The organism is Amycolatopsis sp. NPDC004747, from assembly GCF_053601335.1.
The window spans coordinates 177,917-201,039 of sequence record NZ_JBSGBQ010000016.1 but is presented as its reverse complement, the minus strand read 5'-3'; the positions used below and the strand labels follow the sequence as shown (position 1 = coordinate 201,039).

Genomic DNA, 23,123 nt, shown 5'->3' with positions numbered 1-23,123 from the left:
GCCGACGAACGGACACCCGCCCGTGGCCAACCGCATCCACCCGAGCGCCGTCATCGGCGAAGGCGTCGAACTCGGCGAGGGCAACGTCATCGGCCCGTTCGCGGTGATCACCGGGCCGGCCCGGATCGGCGACGGCAACTGGATCGGCCCGCACGTGACGATCGGCACGCCGGGCGAGGACCGCAACCGTCCCCATCCCGCCTCCTGGGAAGACGCGCCGACCGGTGACCCCGATCACGACGGACACGGCGTCGTGATCGGCAGCCGCAACCGGATCCGCGAGTACGTGAGCGTTCACCAAGGAACCTGGCGGACAACGACCGTCGGCAGCGACGGCTACTACCTCCGCGGCTCCCACATCGCGCACGACTGCCTGGTCGGCGACGGCGTCACGATCGCCTCCAACGCCGTCACCGGTGGCCACTGCCACATCTGGGACGGCGCGAACCTCGGCATGGGCGCGATCCTGCACCAGAAGGTCGTGATCGGCCCCGGCGCGATGGTCGGGATGGGCTCGGCGGTGCGGCGCGAGATCGGCGCGTTCACCATCGCGGTCGGCAACCCGGCCCGCGTCACCGGGATCAACGTCGTCGGCCTGTCTCGCCGCGGCCTCGACGAGGAGACGATCGAGGCGCTCGGGCCGTGGCTGAAGGGCAAGGAGGGTCTCCCGGACGTCACGCTGCCCGGCGACCTCTCTACCTTGGTAAAGGCGTGGGACGCCCGCCCGCGCGAAGAGCACTAGGAGTCGTGAACATGTCGGATGTCGCCCCCAAGCTCCGCGAGGTCTTCGTCGAGGCGCTGGACCTCGACGGCGGTGTGGACGTCGAGAACCTGAAGTACCGCGACATCGAGGCGTGGGACTCGGTCGGCCACATGGCGCTGGTCGCGGCCATCGAGGACGAGTTCGACGTCGAGTTCGACACCGACCAGGTCATCGACATGTCGAGCTTCAAGGTCGCCGTGGACATGGTGACCGAGCTGCAGTCGAAGAATGACTGATCTGGCCGGTCGGGTCGCGCTCGTCACCGGCGGGACGCGGGGGATCGGCCTGGCCACCGCCCGCGCGCTCGTCGAGGCGGGCGCGACCGTGGTGCTCACCGGCCGCGACGAGGCTCGCGCCAAGGAGGCCGCCGCCTCCGTGGGTGCGTCCGGGCTGGCGCTGGACGTCACCGACGCGAAAGCGGTGTCTTCGCTGGTCAGGGGGGTCGCCAAGGAGCACGGCAAGCTCGACGTCGTGGTCGCGAACGCCGGGATCATGGAGGACGCGCTCCTCGGGATGATCAAGGAAGACCTCGTCGACACGACACTGAGCACGAACGTCGCCGGCACGCTGCACACCGTCCAGGCCGCGGCCCGGGCGATGATGCGGAAGAAGTCCGGCTCGATCGTCGTGCTCGCCTCGATCGTCGGCGAGTACGGAAGCGCTGGTCAAACCGTGTACGCGGCCTCGAAGGCGGCGGTGGCGAACATCGCGAAGTCGGCGGCGAAGGAGCTCGGCCGGTCCGGCATCCGCGTCAACGCGGTCGCCCCCGGCGTGATCGAGACCGATCTCACGGCGGGCCTGAGCGAAGACGCGAAGGCGGAAAACGCCGGCAAGACGCCGCTGGGGCGCCTGGGCCGGCCGGAAGAAGTGGCGAACGCGATCCGGTTCCTGGTGAGCGACGAAGCGTCGTTCATCACCGGCCAGGTGCTGGGGATCGACGGAGGCTTGGTGCTGTGACGCTGTTGGGTGCGGGAGCCCGGCTGGTCGATGTGGCCGGGGGCCGCACGCTGGCGGGCGCGGAACTGTCGGCCGAGGTCGGCCGGGCGATGGAGAAGCTGGCGGGGCTGCCCACCGGCGTCGTGTTCGCGCGGATGTCGGTCGACCTGCCGAGCGTGCTGACGTACCTGGGTGCGTTCGAGTCCGGCCGGGCGATCGCGCTGATCGACCCGGCGCTGGACGCCGACGTGCTGGCCGGGCTGGTCTCGCGGTTCCGCCCGGCAGCCGTGCTGGCGGCTTCGGGTGACGCGCCCGAGGGGTACACCACGCAGGGTGCCGACTGGATCCGCTCGTCGGCCGACGGGGTCGTGCCGCACCCCGACCTCGCCGTCCTGCTGCCGACCAGCGGGTCCACCGGCAACCCCAAGCTCGTCCGGCTGTCGCGCCAGGCGATCGTGTCGAACGCCGAAGCCATCGCGCAGGTGCTGCACATCGACGCCGACGAGGTCGCGCCGACGTGCCTGCCGCTGCACTACAGCTACGGGCTGTCGGTGCTGAACTCGCACCTGGTGCGGGACGCGACCGTCGTGATCGAGCCGTCCGGCGTGCTCGGCCGCGGTTTCTGGGACGCGGTGAACACCTACGGCGTCACGTCCCTCGCGGGCGTCCCGTACCACTACGAAATGCTGCGGCGGCTCAAGTTCGACCCCGCGAAGTACCCGACGCTGCGGACGCTGACGCAGGCCGGCGGGAAGCTGCGCGACGAGCTGATCGCCGAGTTCAACGAGAAGATGCTCGCCGTCGGCGGCCGGATGTACGTCATGTACGGCCAGACCGAGGCGTCGCCGCGGATGACGACGGTGCCCGCCGAGCGGCTGGCCGAAAAGCTCGGTTCCGCCGGGCCGGCGCTGCCGGGCGGGAAGTTCTCGGTGCGCCGGGACGACGGCTCGGAGACCACGCACCCGAAAATCGTCGGTGAGGTCGTCTACCGTGGGCCCAACGTGATGATGGGCTATGCGGACGACGAGTCCGGACTGGCCAAGGGCGACGAACACGGTGGCGTGCTGGCCACCGGTGACCTCGGGTACCTCGACGAAGAGGGGTACCTGTTCATCACCGGCAGGCTCAAGCGCATCGGCAAGGTCTTCGGCAACCGCGTCAGCCTCGACGACCTCGAGCAGGCCGTGCGCACGGCGGCGGTGGGGATCGACGTGGTGGCGGCGGTGGCCGGCGGCGACAAGGTCGTGCTGTTCGCCGAGGGTGCGGACAAGGAGATCTGCAAGGACGCGTCGCGGGCGCTGTCCGAGCGGCTGCACCTGCACGTCAGCGGGTTCGACGTCCGCCCGATCGACACCGTGCCGCTGCTGGCCAGCGGCAAGATCGACTACCGGACCTTGGAGGGGCGGGTATGAGCGTGTTCACGCGGTCGCAGGCCGAGCGGGAAGCCCTGCTGCTGCCCGAACTCGTCGACCTGACGGCCCACCACCGGGCCAATTCCGAGGGCTACGAACGGATCCTGTCGTCGCTGGGGATCGCTTCGGACGCGCGCTTCGGCTCGATCGCGGAGCTGCCGTGGCTGCCGGTGCGGATGTTCAAGACGCACGACCTGAAGTCGGTGCCGGACAGCGAGGTCTTCAAGACGCTGACGTCGTCGGGCACCACCGGCGCCGGCGCGTCCCGCATCCACCTGGACAAGGCGGCGGCGGGCGCGCAGACCAAGCAGCTGGGCGCGACGCTGCAGGAGGTCCTCGGCGGTGAGCGGCTGCCGATGCTGATGGTCGACACGATCGGCATCATCAAGAACCGCCGGTCGTTCTCCGCGCGGGGGGCTGGTGTGCTGGGCATGGCGAACTTCGGCCGCAAGCACACGTACGTGCTGGACGAGAACGACAAGCCGGACGTCGAAGCGGTCAAGAAGTTCCTCGCCGAGTACGGCGACAAGCCGTTCCTGATCTTCGGCTTCACCTTCATGGTCTGGCTGTACCTCTACGAGGTCGCGCGGGACAACGACCTCGACCTGTCGAACGGGATCCTGATCCACTCGGGTGGCTGGAAGAAGCTGATCGACCGCGCGGTCGACAACACCGAGTTCCGGCGGCGGTTCAAAGAGGACACCGGGCTCACCCGGATCCACAACTACTACGGGATGATCGAGCAGATCGGCACGGTGTTCCTCGAGGGGCCGTCCGGGAACTCGCTGTACTGCCCGGACTTCGCCGACGTCGTCATCCGCAACCCGGAGACCTGGGAAGAGCAGCCGGTCGGGGAGCCGGGCGTGATCGAGGTCGTCTCGACGCTGCCGACGTCGTACCCGGGGCACGTGCTGCTCACCGAAGACCTCGGCGTCTGCAACGGCATCGACGACGGCGACTGGCCGGGCAAGCACTTCTCCGTGCTCGGCCGGCTGCCCAAGGCCGAAGCCCGCGGGTGCTCGGACACGTTCTCGGGAGCGGCGGCATGAGCCTCACCCAACGGTTCCCCGAAGCGGCTCCCATCGAGGTCGGCGCGCTGGTCGACGAGCTGCGGGCCGAGCCGCCGGGCGGCCGGTTGCGCGTGGGCGACCCGCGGATCGTCGAGTTCGTCACGAAGTTCGCCCGCAAGCTGCTGGCCCCGGCCACCGCGCGCCGGTTCCCGGAGCTGGCGTCGCTGGGCTTCTTCCTGCGCAAGGGTGAAATCGCCAAGGCACTGTCCACTATGGACACTTCGGGGACCGCGCTGCGGTTCCCGCGCGGGCTGGTGTTCCACGTGCCGCCGGCGAACGTCGACACGATCTTCGTCTACTCGTGGGCGCTGTCCGCGCTGGCGGGCAACCACAACGTCGTGCGGGTGTCGTCGCGCTCGGCCGGGGCCGCCGAGGCGGTGCTGGAGGCGCTGAACGCGGCACTGTCCGAAGTGGACGCTTCGGTGGCGGACGCCATCCGGGCGACCCAGCGGATGGTGACCTACGACCGCAGCGACGAGGTGAGCGGCGCCCTGTCGCTGGCCGCCGACCTGCGCGTCATCTGGGGCGGCGACGGCTCGGTCGCCGCCCTGCGGAAGTACCCGCTGGCCCCGCACGCGCGTGACCTGACGTTCCCGGACCGCTCGTCGTTCGCCGTCGCGTCGGTGGCGGGCTGGCAGCGCGCGTCCGCCGAGGAGCGTCGTGCGGCCGCCGAGGGTTTCTACAACGACTCGTACTGGTTCGACCAGGCCGCCTGCTCGTCGCCGCGCGCGGTGTTCTGGGTCGGCGACGAAGCCGGCGCCCGCGCCGCGGGGAGCGAGTTCCGCGCCCTGCTGGCGGCGGTCCTGGCGACGAAGCAGCACGTCACCGAGCCCGCGATGGCGGTCCAGAAGCGCGTCTCGGCGTACGGCGCGGCGGTCGACGGGCTGGTCAAGGAGATCGCGTTCGAGGGCAACGGCCTGGCGACGCTCGAGCTGACCGACCCGGCGGTGCTGCCGCGCGAGTGGCTCGGCGCGGGCACGTTCGCGAACGCGCGGGTGGCCTCGCTGTCCGAGCTGGTGCCGATCGTCCTCCGCAAGGACCAGACGGTCGGCCAGTTCGGCTTCACGGCCGAGGAGCTGACGGCGTTCGCGCACGAGCTCGCGGGCCGCGGCGTCGACCGGATCGTGCCCTTCGGCAGCGCGCTGACGTTCTCGGCGGTGTGGGACGGTTACGATCTGCTCTCCGAGTTCAGCCGCCTGGTCACGGTGCAGGCCTGAGGAGAGCCGTCGATGACGACAGTGGAGACGCCGGAGGACCTGCCGGCTGCGGGCAAGCAGCCGAAGTCCGTCAAGGCGAAGGTTGTCGACGTCGTCCGCTGGGTGGCGATCCTGCTGGTCCTCGGCTTCGCGGCGAAACAGCTGGCGGCCAACTGGGGCGAGTTCTGGCACACCCTGCGTGACGTCGCCTGGGAGTCGTCGCTGCTCAGCCTGGTCGCCCTGGTCGCGGCGATCCTGGTGTCGACCTGGGGCTGGCAGATGATGGTCGACGACCTGGGCGAGCCGATCGGCTACGCCCGTGGCGCCCAGATCTGCCTGGTCGGCTCGCTCGGCAAGTACGTGCCGGGCTCGGTCTGGGCGTACCTGCTGCAGATGGAGCTGGGCCGCAAGGCGGGCCTGGCCCGCGCCCGGATCTTCACCGGCTCCCTGATCCAGCTCGGCGTCGGCGTGGTGTCGGCGCTGGTGGTGTCCCTGCTGGCGGCGCCCGCGGTGTTCAGCAACAGCCCGCGCGCGCTGTGGCTGTTCGTGCTCATCCCGCTCGGCCTGGCGATGCTCCACCCGAAGATCCTCACCTGGGGCACCTCGCTGGTCCTGCGGATCCTCCGCCGCCCGCCGCTGGCGCACCCGCTGGGCTGGGCGGTGATCGGCAAGGTGTTCGGCGCCTCGACGGCGGCGTGGTGCCTGCAGGGGGTCCACCTGTGGCTGCTGGCCAACTCGGTCGGCACGCCGGGCCTCGGCGGCTTCGTGCTGTGCGTGGGCGCGATGGCCGTGGCGATGACGGTGGGCACGTTCGCGTTCATCCTGCCCAGCGGGGTCGGGGTCCGCGAGGTGGCGCAGGTCGCGGTCCTGACGGCCAGCGGCCTGACGGTCGGCCAGGCCACGGCGTTCGCGGTGGCCTCCCGGGTGATGTTCACGGTGGCCGACCTGCTGACGGCCGGCATCGCGGCGGTGGCGGCCCGTTCGGCCCGCCCGGCGGTCACCTCCGTCTGAGCCGTCCCACTGTCCACAAGTTGTCCACAAGGTATGTACACCTGTGGACAACACTCGATCGGGTTATGCCGACGAGCGGAATACCCTGCTTGACTGTCGCCGGCGATGCGATCCGCCTCGGCCGGGACCAGGGACGCCACGGGAAACGCCCCGCGGCCGCCGGTCGATAACCTGGCGTGGACCCGCCCGGCCGGGGCAGGTGCGGTGACGAGGTGAGGGGGCCGGGTGGTCTACGCGGTCGTGGTGGCGTGGCTGGTCGTCGCCGCGATCGTGGTGCTCACCTGGCACCGCCTCGACGCCGACCGCGGCTGGCGTGCCTTCGTCCTCACCCTGACGCTCGGCCTGTCCCTGCTGCACCAGCTGCTGTTCGCGACCGTCACCGAAGACGCGCTCGTCACCTTCCGCTACGCGCAGAACATCGCCGACGGCAACGGCCCGGTCTTCAACCCCGGCGAACGCGTCGAGGGGTACACGAACTTTTCGTGGCTGGTGCTGGTCGCCCTGCCGCGCGCCGCGTTCGGTGCCGACGTCCGCACCACGGCCGTCGTGCTCGGGGTCTTCGCCGCGCTCGGCTGTGTGCTCCTGGCGTACTTCCTGGCCAACCGGATCGTCGTCGCCGCCACCCCGGACGGCGCCGCCCCGCGGCCCGCGATCGGCGTGGCCGCGGCGGTGCTCACCGCGAGCGCCGGCGGCCTCGCCGTGTACGGGGCGTCGGGCTCCGAAGTGCCGCTGTTCGTGCTGCTCGTCCTCGCCACCGGCTACGCGCTCGCCGCGCGCCGCCCGGTCGTCGCCGGGGTGCTCGTCGCCTTCGCGGTGATGACCAGCCCGGAGGGCCTGGTGGTCGGGGTGCTGGCCGGCCTGTGGCTCGCCGGGGCCGCGCTCAAGGAGAAGCACAGCTGGTGGGCGCCGGTGGGGTACCTGCTGGGCGCGCTGGTCTTCCTGATCCCGCGGCTGGCCTGGCGCGCGACGTTCTACCAGCACTTCCTCCCCGCGCCGCTGGCCGCGAAGCTCGGTGGGCCCTTCGGTGACCGCCTCGCCGCCGGCTGGCCGTACCTGTCCGGGTTCGCACTGGCGCACCAGGGTTTCCTGCTGCTGGGGCTGGTGGCCGCGGTCGCGCTTCTGCTGCGTCGCACGGGCGAAGCGCCGGTTGCCGCCACCGTCGAGGCCCGGGCCCTGATCTGGCTGCTGTTCGCGACGGCCGCCGGGCTGGCCGCGGCCGCGGTGCTCATCGGCGGTGATCCGGGCCCGTCGTGGCGGCTGCTGGCCCCGCTGCCGCCGCTGCTCGCGGTCGCCGCCGCGGGCACGTACGGCGTGCTGACCGCGGAAGCCGTGGCGAAGCCGTCGCCGCGGCCGAAGCCCGTCACGCCGCGGCTGGTGCCGGTGACCGCCGGTGCGCTGGCGGGCATCGCGGTGCTCGTGTCGGTGTTCAGCCCGGAAATGCTCGACCGCGTCCGCGCCTGGCACTCGCACGGCACCGAGCTCGCCGAAATCGGCGGCTGGCTCGGCGACTACCTGCCGCCCGGCTCGGTGGTCAGCGCGGCCGCGCCCGGCGCGCTCGCCACCCACGGCGACCAGCTGCTGATCATCGACGTCCTCGGCCGCACCGACGACCACATCGCGCGCGAAGGACGGCACGACGGCGGCGTCGCGACCGACTACGACTACGTGGTCAACGGCCGCCGCCCGACCGTCGCCCTGCCCGCCGACGGCGGCTACGACGACCGCCAGCACTGCGCCATCGACCCGGTGTACGCGGGGAAGTACCAGGTCGCGACCTTCCGCCGGGTCGGCACGCCCTACTGGGTCTCGGTCTACCCGCGGACGGAACAGGCGAAGGCCCTGGTCGCCGACCTCGACAAGGGCCCGGACTTCCGCTACGTACCCTGTCCTTCGTGAAGCTCGAGGCCCCGGACCGGCAGCTGGGTGCCGAAGCGCGGCTCGGGATCGGGGTGTTCGGGGCGTCGCTCGCGCTGTTCGTGGTGCGGTTCCTGGTGCCGCGGCCGATCGCGATGTCCAACAACGGCGACGGCGGCCGGGTGCTGTGCGGCGCCGGGATCACCTGGAAGGGCCTGCCCGAGCCGTTCGTCCACCTCGCCTACACGCCCGCGCCGGGCGCGCCGCGGTGCCGGCCGACGTACCTGCTGACGCAGAGCTGGCTCGCCGACCTCGCCGTCCGGATCGGCGGGCTGATCGGTCTCCACGGCACGCTGAGCCTGGTCATCCTGGGCCTGCTGAGCAGCGTCATCGCCGCGGCGGCGATCGCCGCGATCGTGCTCGGCCTGCCGCACCCGCGCCGGACGCGGCTGTTCGTGGCGGCCGGGCTCCTGCTGGTCGTGGCGGACTCGGCGTTCTTCGGCTACTTCGCGGCGATCCTCGGCGAAGGCGCGGCCTTCCTCGGCCTGCTGCTGGCCGTCGGCGGCCTGCTCTTGACCGCGCGCGAGGGGCGCTGGAGCTACGCGGGCATGGCCGTGACGTTCGCGGGCGGCGTCCTGGTGGTCAACGCCAAGGTCCAGACGCTGACCGTCCTGCCGCTCCTGGCGGTGGCGATCCTGCTGGTCCGGCCCGGTGGGCTGCGCGGGGCGCGAAGGTGGGCCTCGGCGGCGCTGGTCATCGGCGCGATCGGCGCTGTCACGCTCTACGCGCAGCAGAGCGTCGAGCCGGCGCGGGCCCCCGACGGCACGTACACCGCGTTCCCGGGCGACGACTCGCGCGAGATCAACGTCTTCAACTCGATCTTCCTCAACATCGTCGACGGGAAGCACGACACCCAGGCTGACCTCGCCGAGCTCGGGCTGCCACCGACGTTCGCGCAGTACGCGGGCAACGGCTGGTGGCACCCGCACCCGGCGACGACGGACCCGCGGTACCCGCAGTACCGCGACCAGATCAGCCGCCGGAACGTCGTGACGTACTTCGCGACCCACCCCGGCCGGACCCTCGAAGTGCTCCACCGCGCCGCGACCGACCAGCTCACCGCGCGGCCGGACTACCTCGGCAGCTTCGACTCCGGCGCCGGCTTCGCGCCGCACGCGCAGGAGTACCGGGTGCCGGTGGTGTCGTGGCTGACCGGCCTGATCGCCCCGCTCGGGCTGTTCGCGCTGGTGCCGATCTGGCTGTTCGTGCTGGTCAGGGCCTGGTTGTGGCGGCGGAACGCCCTCGGTGTGGCGGTCGCGTTCCTGTTCGCCGTCTCGGTGACGCAGTTCGGGACGGCGGCCCTGGGCGACGGCATCGAGGGCATCAAGCACCAGTCCGTCGCGCTGTTCGCGCTCCTGGTCGCCGTCACATTGTGTTCTTCCCCGCTGAACAGCGGTCAAGAACCTACGGTCCCGTAACCTTGCCGGATGGCTGACCTGGTTTACCCGCCCGTGATCGCGGCGGCCCGGACGATGTTCCGGGTACTGGACAACCGCATCCGGATCGAGGGCGCGGAAAACATCCCGCGCCGCGGCGGGGCGGTCATCGCGTGCAACCACGTGAGCTACCTCGACTTCATCTTCTGCGGCCTCGGCGCGCGCCCGGCCAAGCGGCTGACGCGGTTCATGGCGAAGAAGGAGATCTTCGACAACAAGATCGCCGGACCGCTGATGCGCGGCATGCACCACATCTCGGTCGACCGCTCCGCCGGGCTGGCCTCCTACCGCGAAGCACTCGCGAAGCTGCAGGCCGGCGAGGTCGTGGGCGTCTTCCCCGAGGCCACGATCAGCCGGTCGTTCACCGTCAAGGAGATCAAGTCCGGCGCGGTCCGGATGGCCGCGGCCGCCGGCGTCCCGGTGGTGCCGATGGCGCTGTGGGGCACCCAGCGGCTCTGGACGAAGGGCCGGCCGAAGGACCTCACCCGCCGGCACGTGCCCATCTCGATCCTCATCGGCGAGCCGATGCACCCGGCGAAGGGTGACGACTGGGACATCGTCACGAAGGAGCTGCGCTCCCGGATGAGCGCGCTGCTCGACCGTGCCCAGGCCGAGTACCCCGAGCAGCCGGCGTCCGACGAGGAACGCTGGTGGCTGCCCGCGCACCTGGGCGGCACGGCGCCGAACCCCGAGGAAGCCGCCGAGCTCGACCGGCGGTGACATCCGGGGCTTCGCCCCGGCCGGGGGCGCCGCCACCCGGACCCCCGCAAGACGGCTAGAACCAGCGCTCGAGAACCTGCGCAACGCCGTCTTCGCCGGCCGGGCCGGTGATCTCGTCGGCCACCGACCGCGCCTGCTGGTGCCCGTTCTGCATCGCGACGCCGTGGCCGGCCCAGCGGAGCATCTCGACGTCGTTGGGCATGTCGCCGAAGGCGATCACCCGCTCGGGCTCGACGCCGAGCCGCTCGGCGACGTCGGCGAGGCCCGTCGCCTTGGTGATGCCGTGCGCGGACAGCTCGACCAGGCCGCCCGACGAGGAGTAGGTGACGTCGACGTCCCGGTCGAACAGCGCGTTCACCGCGTCCGCCATCTCTTCCGACGACATCCGGCGGTGGCTGACCAGCAGCTTGATCGCCGGGTGCCCGAGCACCTCGGCGCGCGGCGCGGTGCGGCCTTCGCCGTCGCCCCAGGGGTTGTGGTAGTCCGGCTCGATCACGAAGTTGCGCATGTCGTGGTCGGCGTCGGTGCCGACGCGCTCGGTGGCCAGCCGGCAACCGGGCAGGGCCTTGTCCAGCGCGTGCGCGATGTCGTGGAGCAGCTCGGGCCGCAGCAGGCCGTGCACCGCGACGACCTCCTCGCGGCCGCAGTCGTACAGGACGGCGCCGTTCGCGCACACCGCGTACCCGGTCAGCTCGAGCGGCCCGGACACGGGCGCGATCCAGCGCGGCGGCCGCCCGGTGGCCAGCACGAACGGCACCCCCGCCTCGATCGCCCGGCGGACGGCGGCGATCGTGCGGCCGGTCAGGGATTCGGAGGGGCCGAGCAGGGTGCCGTCGACGTCGGACGCGATCAACTGGGGTCTCTCCACCCCGCCATTGTCCCTGACTCGTTCGGGGGAAGGCTTCCCCGTCCGTGCGACAGCCGGTGGTAACCGATAGCGTCCGGACCTGTGCGATTTGGCATCGTGATCCTTCCTGAAGATCGTTGGTGGGCCGCCGAGCCGAAGTGGCGGGCCGCCGAGGAGTACGGCTTCGACCACGCGTGGACGTACGACCACCTGGGCTGGCGCAACCTGGTCGACGGCCCGTGGTTCTCCGCGATCCCGACCCTGACCGCGGCGGCGATGGTGACGTCCCGCATCCGGCTCGGCACGTTCGTGGCCTCGCCGGTCGCCCGGCACCCCGTGCCGTTCATGCGCGAGCTGAACACCCTCGACGACGTCTCGGACGGCCGGCTCGTCCTCGGCGTCGGCGCGGGCGTCGACCACACCCACTACGACGGCGCGGTGCTCGACGCCCCCGAGCTGACGCCGAAGCAGCGCGCGGACCGCTTCACCGAGTTCGTCGAGGCGCTCGACGGGCTGCTGATGACCGACAAGTTCGACTTCGACGGCGAGTACTACCGGGCCCGCGAGGCCCGCAACCTGCCCGGTCCGGTGCAGCGGCCGCGGCTGCCGTTCGTCGTCGCCGCGAACGGCCCGCGCACGATGACCCTCGCCGCGCGCTTCGGCGCCGGCTGGGTGACGACCGGCAAGGGCGGCGGCACCGCTGACGAGTGGTGGGCGGGCGTCAAGCAGCTCACCGAGGTCTTCGACCGGCGGCTGGACGAGGTGGGCCGCGACCGGGCGAGCATCCAGCGGCACCTCAGCCTGGACGCCGCACCGGTGTTTTCGCTGAGCAGCGTGGAGGCGTTCCGCGACGCGGTCGGCCGGGCGCAGGAGCTCGGCTTCACCGACGTCATCTCGCACTGGCCGCGGTCGTCGTCGCCCTACGAGGGCCGGGAGGCCGTCCTGGAGCAGGTCGCCGCCGACGTCCTGCCGGAGCTGCACTAGTCCGAACGAGTGACATCAGGGTGATCGGGAAACCGATTGCCGCCCCTCGGGCGTCGGTACTTGCAGACGCCCCGGGGGTGCGGGGCCCTCGTGGCCGCGGTGGGGCGCCGCGGCCACGAGGGCGTTCTACTTCACGATCCGGTAGATGACCGCGCCCGGGTTCCGGTAGACGACCTGCAGGAAGTCGTGCCCGTCCAGGTGCTGCAGGCCCCAGGCGATGGGTGTGTCCCGGCGGATGGTGCCGCTGCCCACCAGCACGTAGTGGATGTTCAGCCGCTGAACGGCCGCGCGCACCTGCGGGTCGCTGTCGTAGTCGACGAAGTGCCGGGCCAGGTAGAGCGCGTCCGGCGGGGCCACGCCGGCGTCGTAGTGGCCGGCCACCGGGTGCACGCCGGTCAGGGCGTACATCCAGGCCGTGCCGTCGAGGCGGTCGTTGAGCACCTTCTGGCCGGCGGGGATGCCGAGCGTGCCGAGGTGGTCCATCGCGTCGATCTCGTCCCGGCTGACCGGCGGGACCACCTCGCCCGGCAGGCCGTTGTAGTAGAGCAGCGACACCGTCTTGGCGTTGGCCGCGCGGTAGAACCCGCCGGTCAGCACGCCCATCGCGACGACCAGCAGCACCGCGGTCGCCAACCCGACCCGGCCGGTCAGCCACGGCCGCGCGCGCACCCACGCGCGGCCGCTCGCGACGTTCGCCAGCCACCGCTGGGTCTCGCTCATGCCGTGCGCGGCGAGCAGGCACAGCGGGATCGACGCCAGCGCCATCAGCCGGAACCGGTCGTTCCACCAGGGCCGCGACAGGCTGATCACCCAGTGTTCGCCGCCGAAGCACGCCACGAGGACGAACAACGCGGACAGCCCGAGCGCCGAGAGCACCAGCCAGCGCATCCGCCGCAGCCGCACCAGCGTCAGGACGCCGATCGCCAGGAACACCGTCAGCCAGATCTGCGGCACCGGCAGCACCTGTTTGAACGTCGCCAGCATGGCCAGTGCCTTCCACACCGGCATGTGCGAGCCCCAGGCGTAGTACGGGTACGAGCCGGACGTGAACCCGATCGCGCCGAGGATCATCGGCGCGGACAGCAGGCCGGCCACCACCATCACCGGCAGCATCCGCAGCACGTCGCCGCCGACGACCCGCCAGGCGCGCCTGCCCTCGGGAACGCCGTCGACGCGGCGGCCGCGCAGCGCCCGGTACCAGCGCTGCACCACCAGCGGGAAGGCGAACAGGACCGCCCCGAACAGCGCGCTCGAGTGCGCGGCGAGCAGGCCGGTCGCGCTCAGTGCCAGCACCGCGCCGGTGTCGACGCCGGGCCGCGCGAGGAACCGCTGCAGCGCGACCACCGCCAGCGGCGTAAGCACGATGCCGAGGGCGAACGGCAGCAGGCCGCTCGACACCGACTCGTACGCCCCGGTCGTCGCGCCGCCCGCGACCAGCGCGGCGCTGCCGGCGAACACCGCGCGGCCACCGAGCTGGCGCACCAACGCGGCCATGGCCAGCGCGAACAGCCCGGCGATCGGCATCGTGACCGCGTTCAGCGTGACCGGGACCGACGTCCCGGACAGCTCGTAGACCAGGGCACCGACCAGGTGGTAGGCGTTCGGGTAGAAGGAGCCGGCCGGGTACCAGTTGATGGTGCCCATGCCGGTCAGCGAGCCGTCGCCGGTCTCGGCGATGTACCGGATGCCGTTCGCGTGGAACACCGTGTCCCAGCGCTGGAACACCGCGGTCGTCCCGCCGCGGCCGGAGACGACCACGACGATCGACACCGCGACGGCGATGGTGACGCAGGCCGCGACGGCGAGGTGCGCCCGCCGCGTCCACGGTGGTCCTCCGGCGTCCGGCGTGAGCCGGCCGCGGGCGGTGGCCAGGCGGCGCAGGCCGTGGAGGACGGCGGCGAGCAGCAGGGTGACCGCGGCCACGCTGAGCGGGCCGTACGGGATGTGCGCGATGGCCAGCCAGGGCCCGGCCAGGCCGGTGATGGCGTAGCTGAGCAGCGGCGCGAGCCCGGCCAGGGCCCAGCCGCGCAGGCCGGCGGCCCACCCGACGAGCCCGCCGGGGACCGCGAGCACGGCCAGGTAGGTGGCCACCGCGCCGAAGTAGCTCCAGAAGTCCTCGGGTGCAGGCACTGCTTTCCAGGTGTGTCGTAGGCCGAAATGTGATAGTCGGGTGCGGGCCGGGTCAGCGACCTGCGTACCCTCGACGCCCGTGAGCGCGCACACGAACCCCGCCAAGATTACTGAAGCCGATTTCGCAGGTTACGACCTCGTCGTCGTCGGGTCCGGCTTCTTCGGCCTGACCGTCGCCGAACGGGCCGCGGCCGAGCTGGGCAAGAAGGTCCTCGTCCTCGAGCGACGCAGCCACCTCGGCGGCAACGCGTACTCGGAGCCCGACCCGGAGACCGGGATCGAGGTGCACAAGTACGGGGCCCACCTGTTCCACACCTCGAACAAGCGGGTGTGGGAGTACGTGAACCGGTTCACCGAGTTCACGAACTACCAGCACCGCGTCTTCGCGCGGGTCAAGGACCAGGTCTACTCGTTCCCGATGAACCTGGCGCTGATCAACCAGTTCTTCGGCAAGTCGCACACCCCGGACGAGGCCCGCGAGCTCATCGCGAAGCAGTCGTCGGAGTTCGAGACGGCCAACGCGCAGAACCTCGAGGAGAAGGCGATCTCACTGATCGGCCGCCCCCTCTACGAGGCGTTCATCAAGGGCTACACCGCGAAGCAGTGGGAGAACGACCCCAAGAACCTGGGCGAGAACATCATCACGCGCCTGCCGGTCCGCTACAACTTCGACAACCGGTACTTCAACGACACCTACGAGGGCCTGCCCGTCAACGGGTACACCGCGTGGCTCGAGAAGATGGCCGAGCACGAGAACATCGAGATCCGGCTGAACGTCGACTACTTCGACGTCCGCGAGCACATCCCGGCGGGCACCCCGACCGTCTACACCGGGCCGCTGGACCGCTACTTCGACTACTCGGCGGGCAAGTTCACCTGGCGCACCGTCGACTTCGAGTCCGAGGTCGCGGAGACGGGTGACTTCCAGGGCACCTCGGTCGTCAACTACAACGACCAGGAAGTCCCCTACACCCGGATCATCGAGTTCCGGCACTTCCACCCGGAGCGGGACTACCCCAAGGACAAGACGGTCATCTTCCGCGAGTACTCCCGCTTCGCGGGCGAGGACGACGAGCCGTACTACCCGATCAACACCCCGGAGAACCGCGAGAAGCTCGAGGCCTACCGCGAGCTGGCCAAGAAGGAAGCGCGCGAGAAGAACGTGCTGTTCGGCGGCCGCCTGGGCACGTACAAGTACCTCGACATGCACATGGCCATCGGCTCGGCGCTGTCGGCGTTCGACAACAAGATCGCCCCGCACCTGACCGACGGCGCGCCGCTCGACGGGTCCCTGGATGCTTGAGAAGGGGCAGCCCGCCGGCGAAGTGGCGGTCCTGGCGAAGGCCCAGGGCTTTCTGAAGAGTGAAGCTTCGGTGAAGGCTGCGCGCGGCATGTCGCACTTCGGCGAGCACGCCCTGGGCTGGTTCGCCCTGGGCGTGGCCGGCGCCGTCGTCGACAAGAAGCGCCGCAAGGACTGGCTGGTCGCGTCGGCGGGTGTCGTCGGCGCGCACGCCGCGTCGATCGCGGTGAAACGCGTGGTCAGGCGGCCGCGGCCGGACCACCCGAGCGTCGAGGTCCTGGTCGGCACGCCGAGCAAGCTGAGCTTCCCGTCGTCGCACGCGACGTCCACGACGGCGGCGGCGGTGCTCTACTCCGGATTGACCGGGCGTAACCTGGTGCCCGCCCTGGTACCGCCGATGCTGGCCTCGAGGCTCGTGCTCGGCGTTCACTATCCGACAGACGTTCTGGCCGGTGCAGCTCTCGGGGGGCTCGTCGGTGGTCTGATACGACGGAAGCTGAATAAGAACCCATGAGCGAAACGACCGAGCAGCGCAGCAGCGACGAACCCGCCGTGACGCCCGAGGCTGTCGGGACGACGGCGTCCGGGGGGCCGTTCGGCCTGCTCGGCGGCGTCGTCAAGACGGCGCGGCCGCGGCAGTGGGTGAAGAACGTCCTGGTCTTCGCGGCCCCGTTCTTCGCGTTCTCGAAGTCGACCGACCGCACCGGTCTCCTGATCGACGCGGTCATCGCCTTCGTGGCCTTTTCGCTGACAGCGAGCTCGGTCTACCTCATCAACGACGCCATCGACGTCGAGGCCGACCGCGCCCACCCGACCAAGCGCAACCGGCCGATCGCGGCCGGGATCGTGCCGGTCCCCGTCGCGTACGGGGCCGCGGTCGTGTTCTTCCTGGCCGGCCTCGGCGTTTCGTTCCTGGCCAGCTGGCAGCTGGCGGTCGTGCTGGGCGTCTACGAAGCCGTCCAGCTCGGCTACTGCTTCGGCCTCAAGCACCAGCCGGTGGTCGACCTGGCCATCGTCGGCTCGGGCTTCCTGATGCGGTCCATCGCCGGCGGCGTCGCGGGCGGCATCGCGCTTTCGCAGTGGTTCCTGCTGGTCACGGCGTTCGGCTCGCTGTTCATGGTGGCGGGCAAGCGCTACGCGGAGATCATGCTCTTCGAGCGGACCGGCGCGAAGATCCGTTCGTCGCTGAAGAAGTATTCGGCCAGCTACCTGCGGTTCGTCTGGGCGACGTCGGCGGCGATCCTGATCATGTCGTACTGCCTGTGGGCGTTCGAGATCCGCCAGACCGAGCACAACTCGGTGTGGGCGCTGATCTCGATGGTGCCGTTCCTGGTGGCGGTGCTGCGCTACGCGGTGGACGTCGACGGCGGCATCGCGGGCGAGCCCGAGGAGATCGCGCTCAAGGACCGCATCCTGCAGGTGCTGGGCGCGACCTGGGTGATCACCCTGTTCCTGTCGTTCTACCTGTGAGCTCTCATGGCGGATCGACAGGTTCGGTTCAGCTGACACACAGCTGAGCGGCGCACCCTGAGGTGGTGGGGGCGGGCACTGCGCCCGTCCCCGTGACCACAGGAGCGACCATGAACGACCAGCCGCGCGAGGAGAAGGCCCCGGACGGAGCCGAGCAGCCGACGGCCGAGCACCCGACAGCGGCCACCCGGCCTCCGGCTCCCGAGCCCGCGGCCGCGGCTCCCGGCCAGGGGGAAGCCTCACCCACAGCCGCGTTCGCCACCGAGCCTGCGGAAGAGAGCCGCCCGGCCACGCCCGGCGCGGGACCGGCCGAGGCCGCGCCCGACCCGGCCGCCGCCGCCCCGGCCGACCAGACCGCCGTGCACGGCCAGCAGTCCCCGCCCGGCGCGGGACCGGCCGCGCCCGACCCGGCCGCCGCCGCTCCGGCCGACCAGACCGCCGTGCACGGCCAGCAGCCCCCGCCCGGCGCGGGACCGGCCGCGCCCGACCCGGTCGACCAGACCGCCGCGCATGGCCAGCAGCCCCCGCCCGGTCCGCAGTTCGGCCGGCCCTACCCGGCTTGGGGCCCGCCCCCAGCCGCCCCGCGGCAGTCCGGTGGCTTCCGGCGGTTCGTCGGGCACCGGGCCACCCAGCTCGTCGCCGTCGGTGTGCTCGGCATGCTCGTCGGCGGCGGGATCGTCGGCGGGCTCGCCGCCGCGAGCCACCACGGCCCCCGTGACGGCCGCCCCGGCATCCACCGCCAGTACAACGGCCCCGACCAGGGCTTCAACGGCCGCGGGCCCGGCTTCGGCGGCCGTGGCAACCCCGGCTCCGGTACCGGCGACGGCATCTGATCCCGGACTGTGGCCTCGGCCACCCGTACCCCGCTCAGATCACAGAATCATCACGAGCGGGGTACGGTGGCCGGGATGCGAAGCGCCTCCGCAGAACTCCCCAACGCCGTCCGCGCGCTGCCGGCGGCCATCCCCGCCGCCCGCTCGTGGGCGCTGCCGGCCGGCGCCGCGGTCGCTTCCGCCGTCGTGTTCGCCCTGGTCAGCAGCCATCTCATCGATGACACGTACATCACGCTGTCCTACGCGAAGAACCTCGCCTTCCACGGCCACTGGGGCCTGATCGAGCAGGGGACGGCGAACACCGCGACGTCCCCGTTGAACGTCCTGGCCCTCGGCGCGGTCACGTTCGTCCTGCGCGACGCCGTGCTGGCCGCCGGCGTCGTGTTCGTCGCCACGCAGGTCCTGCTCGTGCTGGGCCTGCGCCGGCTGGGGGAACGCACCGGCCTGCCGCCGGCGTTCGCGCCGCTGACGTTCGCGTTGCTCCTGGTCAACCCGCTGCTGCTGTCCTCGATCGGCCTGGAGGTGGGGCTCGGCGCCACCGGCGTCGTGTGGACGCTGGTCTACGCGGGGGAGCGGCGGGCGGGCCGCCTGGGCGTGGTGATCGGGCTGCTCGCGCTGGTCCGGATCGACCTGCTGCTGATCGCCGCGGTGCTGTTCGCCGCCCGCCGCGAGTTCTGGACCGGCATCTGGCGGACGGCCTTCGCGGCGCTCGCCGTCACGCTGCCGTGGTTCGGGTTCAGCTGGGTGGTGCTCGGCTCGGCCGTGCCGGACACGCTCGTGATCAAGATCAGCCAGCAGTCGTGGGGGCCGTTCAGCTTCGCCAACGGCCCGCTGCTGTACTGGCGCAACTTCCCGGCCGCGGCCGCGCTGTCGTTCCTGCCGCTGGTGCTGGCGGGCCTGGCCGGGGCGGCCTGGATCGTCCAGTACCGCCGCGGCTTCGAGACGGCCCGCCGGCTGACGCCGTTCGCGGCGCTCGCCGTCGCCGGCGCGCTGCACTACCTGGCCTACAGCCGCTTGGGCGTGCCGCCCTACCACTGGTACTACGCGCCGAGCATCATCGGCGCCACGATCTTCCTGGCGGCCTGCGCGTCCGCGGTCCCGGAAGCGGTCCGGCGCGCCACGTGGGCGCTGGCCGGAGCGGCACTCGTCGCGAGCGTCGCGGTGTACGCCTGGCCCGGCCTCCCGCGCCAGTTCGCGCCGATCACCAGCAACCACGCATCGACGACGGAGTACCGCGAGATCGGCCAGGAGCTGGCGGCGATCGCCCACGGCCGCAAGGTCGAGACGGCGGGCGAGGTCGGCGCGTTGGCGTACGCGTGCGACTGCGAGCTGGTCGACGAGTTCTCCGACCGCGGCGCGGTCGACCCGGCGATCACCGAAACCAAGCGCCGCAGCGGCGACCTGGGCCGGGCGCTGCTGGAAGCGAACTTCCACAACTTCGACCACAGCGTGGCGCCGATCAGCCCGGACCTGGTCCTGGCGACGACCCGCCGCACACCGCCCCGGACGGCGTTGGCGAGCTGGCACATCGACTCGCCGTGGGTGGGCAGCCAGAACCTCTACCTGGTCCCCGCCCACTCCGCGGGGTGATGCGGGGTGATCAAGCCCGTGACAGCGCGCGAGGCACCTTCACCGCCGCCAGCGCGTCGCGCAGGAACACCGCGGAGCCGTCGCCGAAGCCGAAGCGGATCGACGGCGAAGGCGGGAAGCTGGGCCCACCCGGCACCGCGTCCAGCCGGACGACAACACGTGGGTCGAACTCCTCCGCCGTGGTGAACGGCCCGCCGGCGCCGCCTTCCAGGCGGCTCGTCGGGTAGACGACGGCGAGGCGCTGGTTCGTCCAGGTCAGCCGGGCGTGGCCGGCGCCGCCGGCGAAGTGGTCGGCCAGCCGGACCGCGAGCCGACCGGGGTGGTCGGCCACGGCCCAGTAGCCCAGCGCCGGGTCGTCGGCCCAGTCCTCGTCCGCGACGGCGTCGGTGGGCAGCGGCCAGCGCCCCGGCCCGCCGGTCAGCTTCGGCACTTCGCGCGCGGGCATGTACGGCGCGTGGCGGACGCCGCCGAGCCGCAGCCCGACGTGCGCGTGGTGCGGCGCGCAGCCCAGCCGCAGCACCTCCCCGGGCCGCAGCCAGTGCCCGCGGTATTCGCGCTCGATGATTTCGTCGACCTTCGCCGCGGTCGTGGTCTCGAGCTTCAGCGCGGTCCGTTCCTCGAGGAAGTCCAGTCCGGACCCGTCCACCAGTGCCACGCGCAGCACCGGTTTGCGGCTGCGCTTCGCCTGGTCGACCCGGGCGATCCGGGCTGCAGGGAGCTCCGCCACCGGGGTGAACTCCCGCAGCCCGATCGGTTCGCCTTCGCGGTTTTCGCCGTAGGTCTGCGTGCGGTCGGTGAGGATTTCGGCGACGTCCTTGCCGAACTTCGCGACCCCGCGGCCGAACCCGATGGCCTTGCCCAGCAACGACTTCTGCGGCGCGGGTGCGGGTTCGGGCGGGGGCACCGGCGCGTCGAGCACCAGCAGCCGCGCCGGGGTCAGCACCCAGAGCCGCTGGATCGCGGCGCGCGGCGGAAGCCCGCGCAGGAACTCGTGCGCCAGCACGCCCGCGCGGTCGCCGAAGGCGATCACCTGCGGGGGCGGCGCCTTGTCGGAGCCGCTGTCGTCCCCGCCCGCGATCGCCTCGAGGACGAAGTCACCCGCGAACCCGGCCACGCCCGAGCCGAGCTTGCGCAGCATCCCCTTGTCCGGTTGCCCCTCCGGCGTCAGGCCGCGGACGGCGAACGCGAGTACCCGGCCGTACGCCGCCCACCGCGGCTGTTCGCCGGGGCGCAGGTACGGCCGGGCCTGGGTGGCCGCGCCGAGGGGGTCGGAGAGGCTCAGATCGGCAGCTTGCGGAAGATCGGCCGCGGGACGTGCCGCAGCGCCGACATCACCAGCCGGAACGGCGCCGGCGCCCACACCAGCTCCTTGCCCGCCCGGGCCGCGCCGACCGCGATCTCCGCCACCTGCTCCGCCGTCTGCGCCAGCGGGGCGTCCTTGAGACCCTCGGTCATCTTGGTCTTCACGTGCCCCGGCCGGACCACCGTCACCTTCACCCCGAACGGCGCCAGCGCCTCACCCAGGCCCAGGTAGAACCCGTCGAACCCGGCCTTCGTCGAGCCGTAGACGAAGTTGGACCGGCGGACCCGCTCGCCCGCCACCGACGACAGCGCGATCACCGTGCCGTGGCCCTGGGCCTTGAGCTTCTCCGACAGCGCCACCCCCACCGACACCGCGGCCGTGTAGTTCACCGTCGCCAGCTCGACGGCCTTCGCGTGGTCCTGCCAGGCCTCTTCCGGGTCGCCGAGCAGGCCGAACGCCACGACCGCGACGTCGATGTCGCCGCCCTCGAACGCCTTCGCCAGCACGGCCGGGTGGGACGCCGTGTCCTTCGCATCGAAGTCCACTGTGGACACTTCGGCGCCGCGGTCCTTCAGCCGCTGGGCGGCCGCCTCCAGCCGGGGCGACGGCCGCGCGGCCAGCACGACCCGCAGCGGCTTCTCGGCCAGGTACTTCTCGGCGATCGCCAGCGCGATGTCGGACGTGCCGCCGAGCAGGAGCAGGGACTGGGGGTTGCCCACCGCGTCGATCACAGTTCGAGCCTCCGGCTCATGTCAGAGGCGAAAACGCCTTCGGGGTCGATGGAAGCGCGCACCTTGCGCCATTCTTCGAGCCGCGGGTACATCTTCGCGAACGTCTCGGGCGAGGTGCGCGAGTCCTTCGCGGTGTACAGCCGCCCGCCCAGCTCCAGGACGTCTTCGTCGAGCTCCTGGCAGAACCGGCTCAGGCCGTCCTTGATCGGGAAGTCGACGCAGACCATCCAGCCCGGGTGCGGGAACGACAGCGGCGCCGCGTTGCCCTCGCCCATCCGCTTGAAGACGTTGAGGAAGGAGACGTGCCCCGACTCGGCGATCTTCCGGACGATGTTCCGCAGCGGCTCGTGCGCGTTCAGCGGCGTCGAGAACTGGTACTGCAGGAAGCCCTTCGAGCCGTAGGCCCGGTTCCACTCGCCGAACATGTCGAGCGGGTGGTAGAAGGCGGTCAGGTTCTGGATCACGCCGCGGGCGGCCTTCGGCGTCTTGCGGTAGTACAGCTCGCCGATGGCGCCGAAGGTCAGCTTGTTGGCCAGGCCGTTCGGGAAGACGTCCGGCAGCGTCGCCAGCTGCGGGGCGTCGAACTTCAGCGGGTTCGCGCGCAGCTTCGGCGGCAGTTCGTCCAGCTTCGCGAGCGAGCCGCGGCCGAAGGCGGCCCGGCCCAGCTTCGAGCCGGTGGAGATCGTGTCGAACCACGCCGACGAGTACGTGTAGTTGTCGTCGGAGCCGTTGCTGACCAGTTCGAGCGTCTCGTCGAGGTTGTCCGTGCGCTCGTTGTCCGCGAGGAAGTACGCGGTTTCGGTCTTGGTCATCCGGATCCTGGCCCGGACGATGATGCCGGTCAGGCCGATGCCGGCCACGGTCGCCCAGAACAGCTCGGCGTCCGGGCCCTCCGGCGTCAGCGTGCGGATCTGCCCGTCCGCGGTGATCAGGTCCATCGACACGACGTGGTTGCCGAAGCTGCCCGCGCTGTGGTGGTTCTTGCCGTGGATGTCGTTGGCGATCGCGCCGCCGATGGTCACCTGGCGCGTGCCGGGCAGCACCGGGACCCACAGGCCGTACGGCAGGGCCTCGCGCATGAGCTGGTCGAGGCTGACCCCGGCGTCGAGGTCGACCAGCGCGGTGTCGGGGTCGATCGAGTGGATCCGGTTCAGCGCCGTCATGTCGACGACCAGGCCGCCGGCGTTCTGCGCCGGGTCGCCGTAGGACCGGCCGAGGCCGCGGGCGATCACGCCGCGTGCACCGGCCTGGACCACGGCACGAGCGATGACCTCGACGTCCGGCGTGCTCAGGACCTCGGCGGTGGTCGGTGCGGTCCGCGCCCAGCCCATGAGCGTGCGACGCTGTGTATTGGGTGCTTGGGTCACCCGTCAAGTAAAGCAGCGGCGCGAAGCGCCTCCGTTGAGGGTGGCGGTGGGGGCATGGATGGAGTAGCCACGCCCGGAAAGTGGACCTGAAGCCGTCCTCACTACACTTT

At 71.6% G+C, this 23,123-nt stretch carries 21 protein-coding genes; 16 read left to right on the top strand and 5 right to left on the bottom strand.

What is annotated here, in order from left to right; translation table 11 throughout:
* Window positions 1–22 precede the first annotated feature (22 nt).
* From ACWEGE_RS26185 to ACWEGE_RS26140, 10 genes are all read left to right on the top strand, one after another.
* A complete protein-coding gene (locus ACWEGE_RS26185) occupies window positions 23–742 on the top strand; it encodes a UDP-N-acetylglucosamine acyltransferase (protein ID WP_449663081.1) in 720 nt (239 codons plus the stop codon).
* Between the two features lie 11 nt (window positions 743–753).
* Window positions 754–999 (top strand): acyl carrier protein, encoded by a 246-nt coding sequence (locus tag ACWEGE_RS26180; protein WP_449663080.1) that lies wholly within the window; start codon window positions 754–756, stop codon window positions 997–999.
* Window positions 992–1,720 carry an SDR family NAD(P)-dependent oxidoreductase gene (locus ACWEGE_RS26175; RefSeq protein WP_449663079.1) on the top strand — a complete coding sequence of 243 codons (729 nt, stop codon included), beginning with the start codon at window positions 992–994 and terminating at the stop codon, window positions 1,718–1,720. The genes ACWEGE_RS26180 and ACWEGE_RS26175 overlap by 8 nt, the downstream gene beginning before the upstream one ends.
* Entirely contained in the window at window positions 1,717–3,111 is a 1,395-nt protein-coding gene (locus ACWEGE_RS26170; RefSeq protein ID WP_449663078.1) for an AMP-binding protein, read from the top strand. Before ACWEGE_RS26175 ends, ACWEGE_RS26170 begins: the two co-directional genes overlap by 4 nt.
* A complete protein-coding gene (locus tag ACWEGE_RS26165) occupies window positions 3,108–4,160 on the top strand; it encodes a LuxE/PaaK family acyltransferase (RefSeq protein WP_449663077.1) in 1,053 nt (350 codons plus the stop codon). Before ACWEGE_RS26170 ends, ACWEGE_RS26165 begins: the two co-directional genes overlap by 4 nt.
* Complete coding sequence (locus ACWEGE_RS26160) at window positions 4,157–5,398, top strand: acyl-CoA reductase (RefSeq protein ID WP_449663076.1); 1,242 nt, start codon at window positions 4,157–4,159, stop codon at window positions 5,396–5,398. The genes ACWEGE_RS26165 and ACWEGE_RS26160 overlap by 4 nt, the downstream gene beginning before the upstream one ends.
* 12 nt (window positions 5,399–5,410) lie before the next feature.
* A complete protein-coding gene (locus ACWEGE_RS26155; RefSeq protein WP_449663075.1) occupies window positions 5,411–6,388 on the top strand; it encodes a lysylphosphatidylglycerol synthase transmembrane domain-containing protein in 978 nt (325 codons plus the stop codon).
* Window positions 6,389–6,613: 225 nt separating this feature from the next.
* Window positions 6,614–8,284, top strand: a complete 1,671-nt coding sequence (locus tag ACWEGE_RS26150) for a hypothetical protein (protein ID WP_449663074.1) — start codon at window positions 6,614–6,616, stop codon at window positions 8,282–8,284.
* Window positions 8,281–9,720 carry a glycan biosynthesis hexose transferase WsfD gene (wsfD, locus tag ACWEGE_RS26145; RefSeq protein WP_449663073.1) on the top strand — a complete coding sequence of 480 codons (1,440 nt, stop codon included), beginning with the start codon at window positions 8,281–8,283 and terminating at the stop codon, window positions 9,718–9,720. Before ACWEGE_RS26150 ends, wsfD begins: the two co-directional genes overlap by 4 nt.
* A gap of 9 nt (window positions 9,721–9,729) precedes the next feature.
* Window positions 9,730–10,458 carry a lysophospholipid acyltransferase family protein gene (locus ACWEGE_RS26140; protein WP_449663072.1) on the top strand — a complete coding sequence of 243 codons (729 nt, stop codon included), beginning with the start codon at window positions 9,730–9,732 and terminating at the stop codon, window positions 10,456–10,458.
* A 55-nt stretch (window positions 10,459–10,513) separates the two neighbouring features.
* On the opposite strand, the gene ACWEGE_RS26135 is transcribed toward ACWEGE_RS26140, so the two are convergent.
* Window positions 10,514–11,311, bottom strand: a complete 798-nt coding sequence (locus ACWEGE_RS26135) for an HAD family hydrolase (RefSeq protein WP_449663106.1) — start codon at window positions 11,309–11,311, stop codon at window positions 10,514–10,516.
* A gap of 96 nt (window positions 11,312–11,407) precedes the next feature.
* Between ACWEGE_RS26135 and ACWEGE_RS26130 the strand changes: the two genes are divergently transcribed.
* The gene (locus ACWEGE_RS26130) at window positions 11,408–12,289 is read left to right on the top strand and encodes an LLM class flavin-dependent oxidoreductase (RefSeq protein WP_449663071.1); all 882 of its coding nucleotides are present in this window, start codon (window positions 11,408–11,410) and stop codon (window positions 12,287–12,289) included.
* A 126-nt stretch (window positions 12,290–12,415) separates the two neighbouring features.
* On the opposite strand, the gene ACWEGE_RS26125 is transcribed toward ACWEGE_RS26130, so the two are convergent.
* On the bottom strand, window positions 12,416–14,419 hold the full coding sequence (locus ACWEGE_RS26125) for a DUF6541 family protein (RefSeq protein WP_449663070.1): 2,004 nt from the start codon (window positions 14,417–14,419) through the stop codon (window positions 12,416–12,418).
* Between the two features lie 79 nt (window positions 14,420–14,498).
* Between ACWEGE_RS26125 and glf the strand changes: the two genes are divergently transcribed.
* The 5 genes from glf to ACWEGE_RS26100 all read left to right on the top strand — a co-directional run bounded on the left by glf (window position 14,499) and on the right by ACWEGE_RS26100 (window position 19,612).
* Window positions 14,499–15,722 (top strand): UDP-galactopyranose mutase, encoded by a 1,224-nt coding sequence (glf, locus tag ACWEGE_RS26120; protein ID WP_449663069.1) that lies wholly within the window; start codon window positions 14,499–14,501, stop codon window positions 15,720–15,722.
* Complete coding sequence (locus ACWEGE_RS26115) at window positions 15,715–16,233, top strand: phosphatase PAP2 family protein (RefSeq protein ID WP_449663068.1); 519 nt, start codon at window positions 15,715–15,717, stop codon at window positions 16,231–16,233. Before glf ends, ACWEGE_RS26115 begins: the two co-directional genes overlap by 8 nt.
* Entirely contained in the window at window positions 16,230–17,189 is a 960-nt protein-coding gene (locus ACWEGE_RS26110; protein ID WP_449663067.1) for a decaprenyl-phosphate phosphoribosyltransferase, read from the top strand. Before ACWEGE_RS26115 ends, ACWEGE_RS26110 begins: the two co-directional genes overlap by 4 nt.
* 110 nt (window positions 17,190–17,299) lie before the next feature.
* Window positions 17,300–18,022, top strand: coding sequence for a hypothetical protein (locus ACWEGE_RS26105; RefSeq protein WP_449663066.1), 723 nt, complete (start codon window positions 17,300–17,302; stop codon window positions 18,020–18,022).
* Window positions 18,023–18,097: 75 nt separating this feature from the next.
* Entirely contained in the window at window positions 18,098–19,612 is a 1,515-nt protein-coding gene (locus ACWEGE_RS26100; protein ID WP_449663065.1) for a hypothetical protein, read from the top strand.
* 10 nt (window positions 19,613–19,622) lie between these two features.
* Here the strand turns inward: ACWEGE_RS26100 and ACWEGE_RS26095 are convergent, their stop codons facing one another.
* Genes ACWEGE_RS26095 through ACWEGE_RS26085 form a run of 3 tightly spaced genes read right to left on the bottom strand, consistent with a single transcriptional unit; the run spans window position 19,623 to window position 22,977 of the window.
* On the bottom strand, window positions 19,623–20,972 hold the full coding sequence (locus ACWEGE_RS26095; RefSeq protein ID WP_449663064.1) for a hypothetical protein: 1,350 nt from the start codon (window positions 20,970–20,972) through the stop codon (window positions 19,623–19,625).
* Window positions 20,891–21,646 carry a decaprenylphospho-beta-D-erythro-pentofuranosid-2-ulose 2-reductase gene (locus tag ACWEGE_RS26090; protein WP_449663063.1) on the bottom strand — a complete coding sequence of 252 codons (756 nt, stop codon included), beginning with the start codon at window positions 21,644–21,646 and terminating at the stop codon, window positions 20,891–20,893. Before ACWEGE_RS26090 ends, ACWEGE_RS26095 begins: the two co-directional genes overlap by 82 nt.
* The gene (locus ACWEGE_RS26085) at window positions 21,643–22,977 is read right to left on the bottom strand and encodes an FAD-binding protein (RefSeq protein WP_449663105.1); all 1,335 of its coding nucleotides are present in this window, start codon (window positions 22,975–22,977) and stop codon (window positions 21,643–21,645) included. The genes ACWEGE_RS26090 and ACWEGE_RS26085 overlap by 4 nt, the downstream gene beginning before the upstream one ends.
* Between the last annotated feature and the right edge of the window lie 146 nt (window positions 22,978–23,123).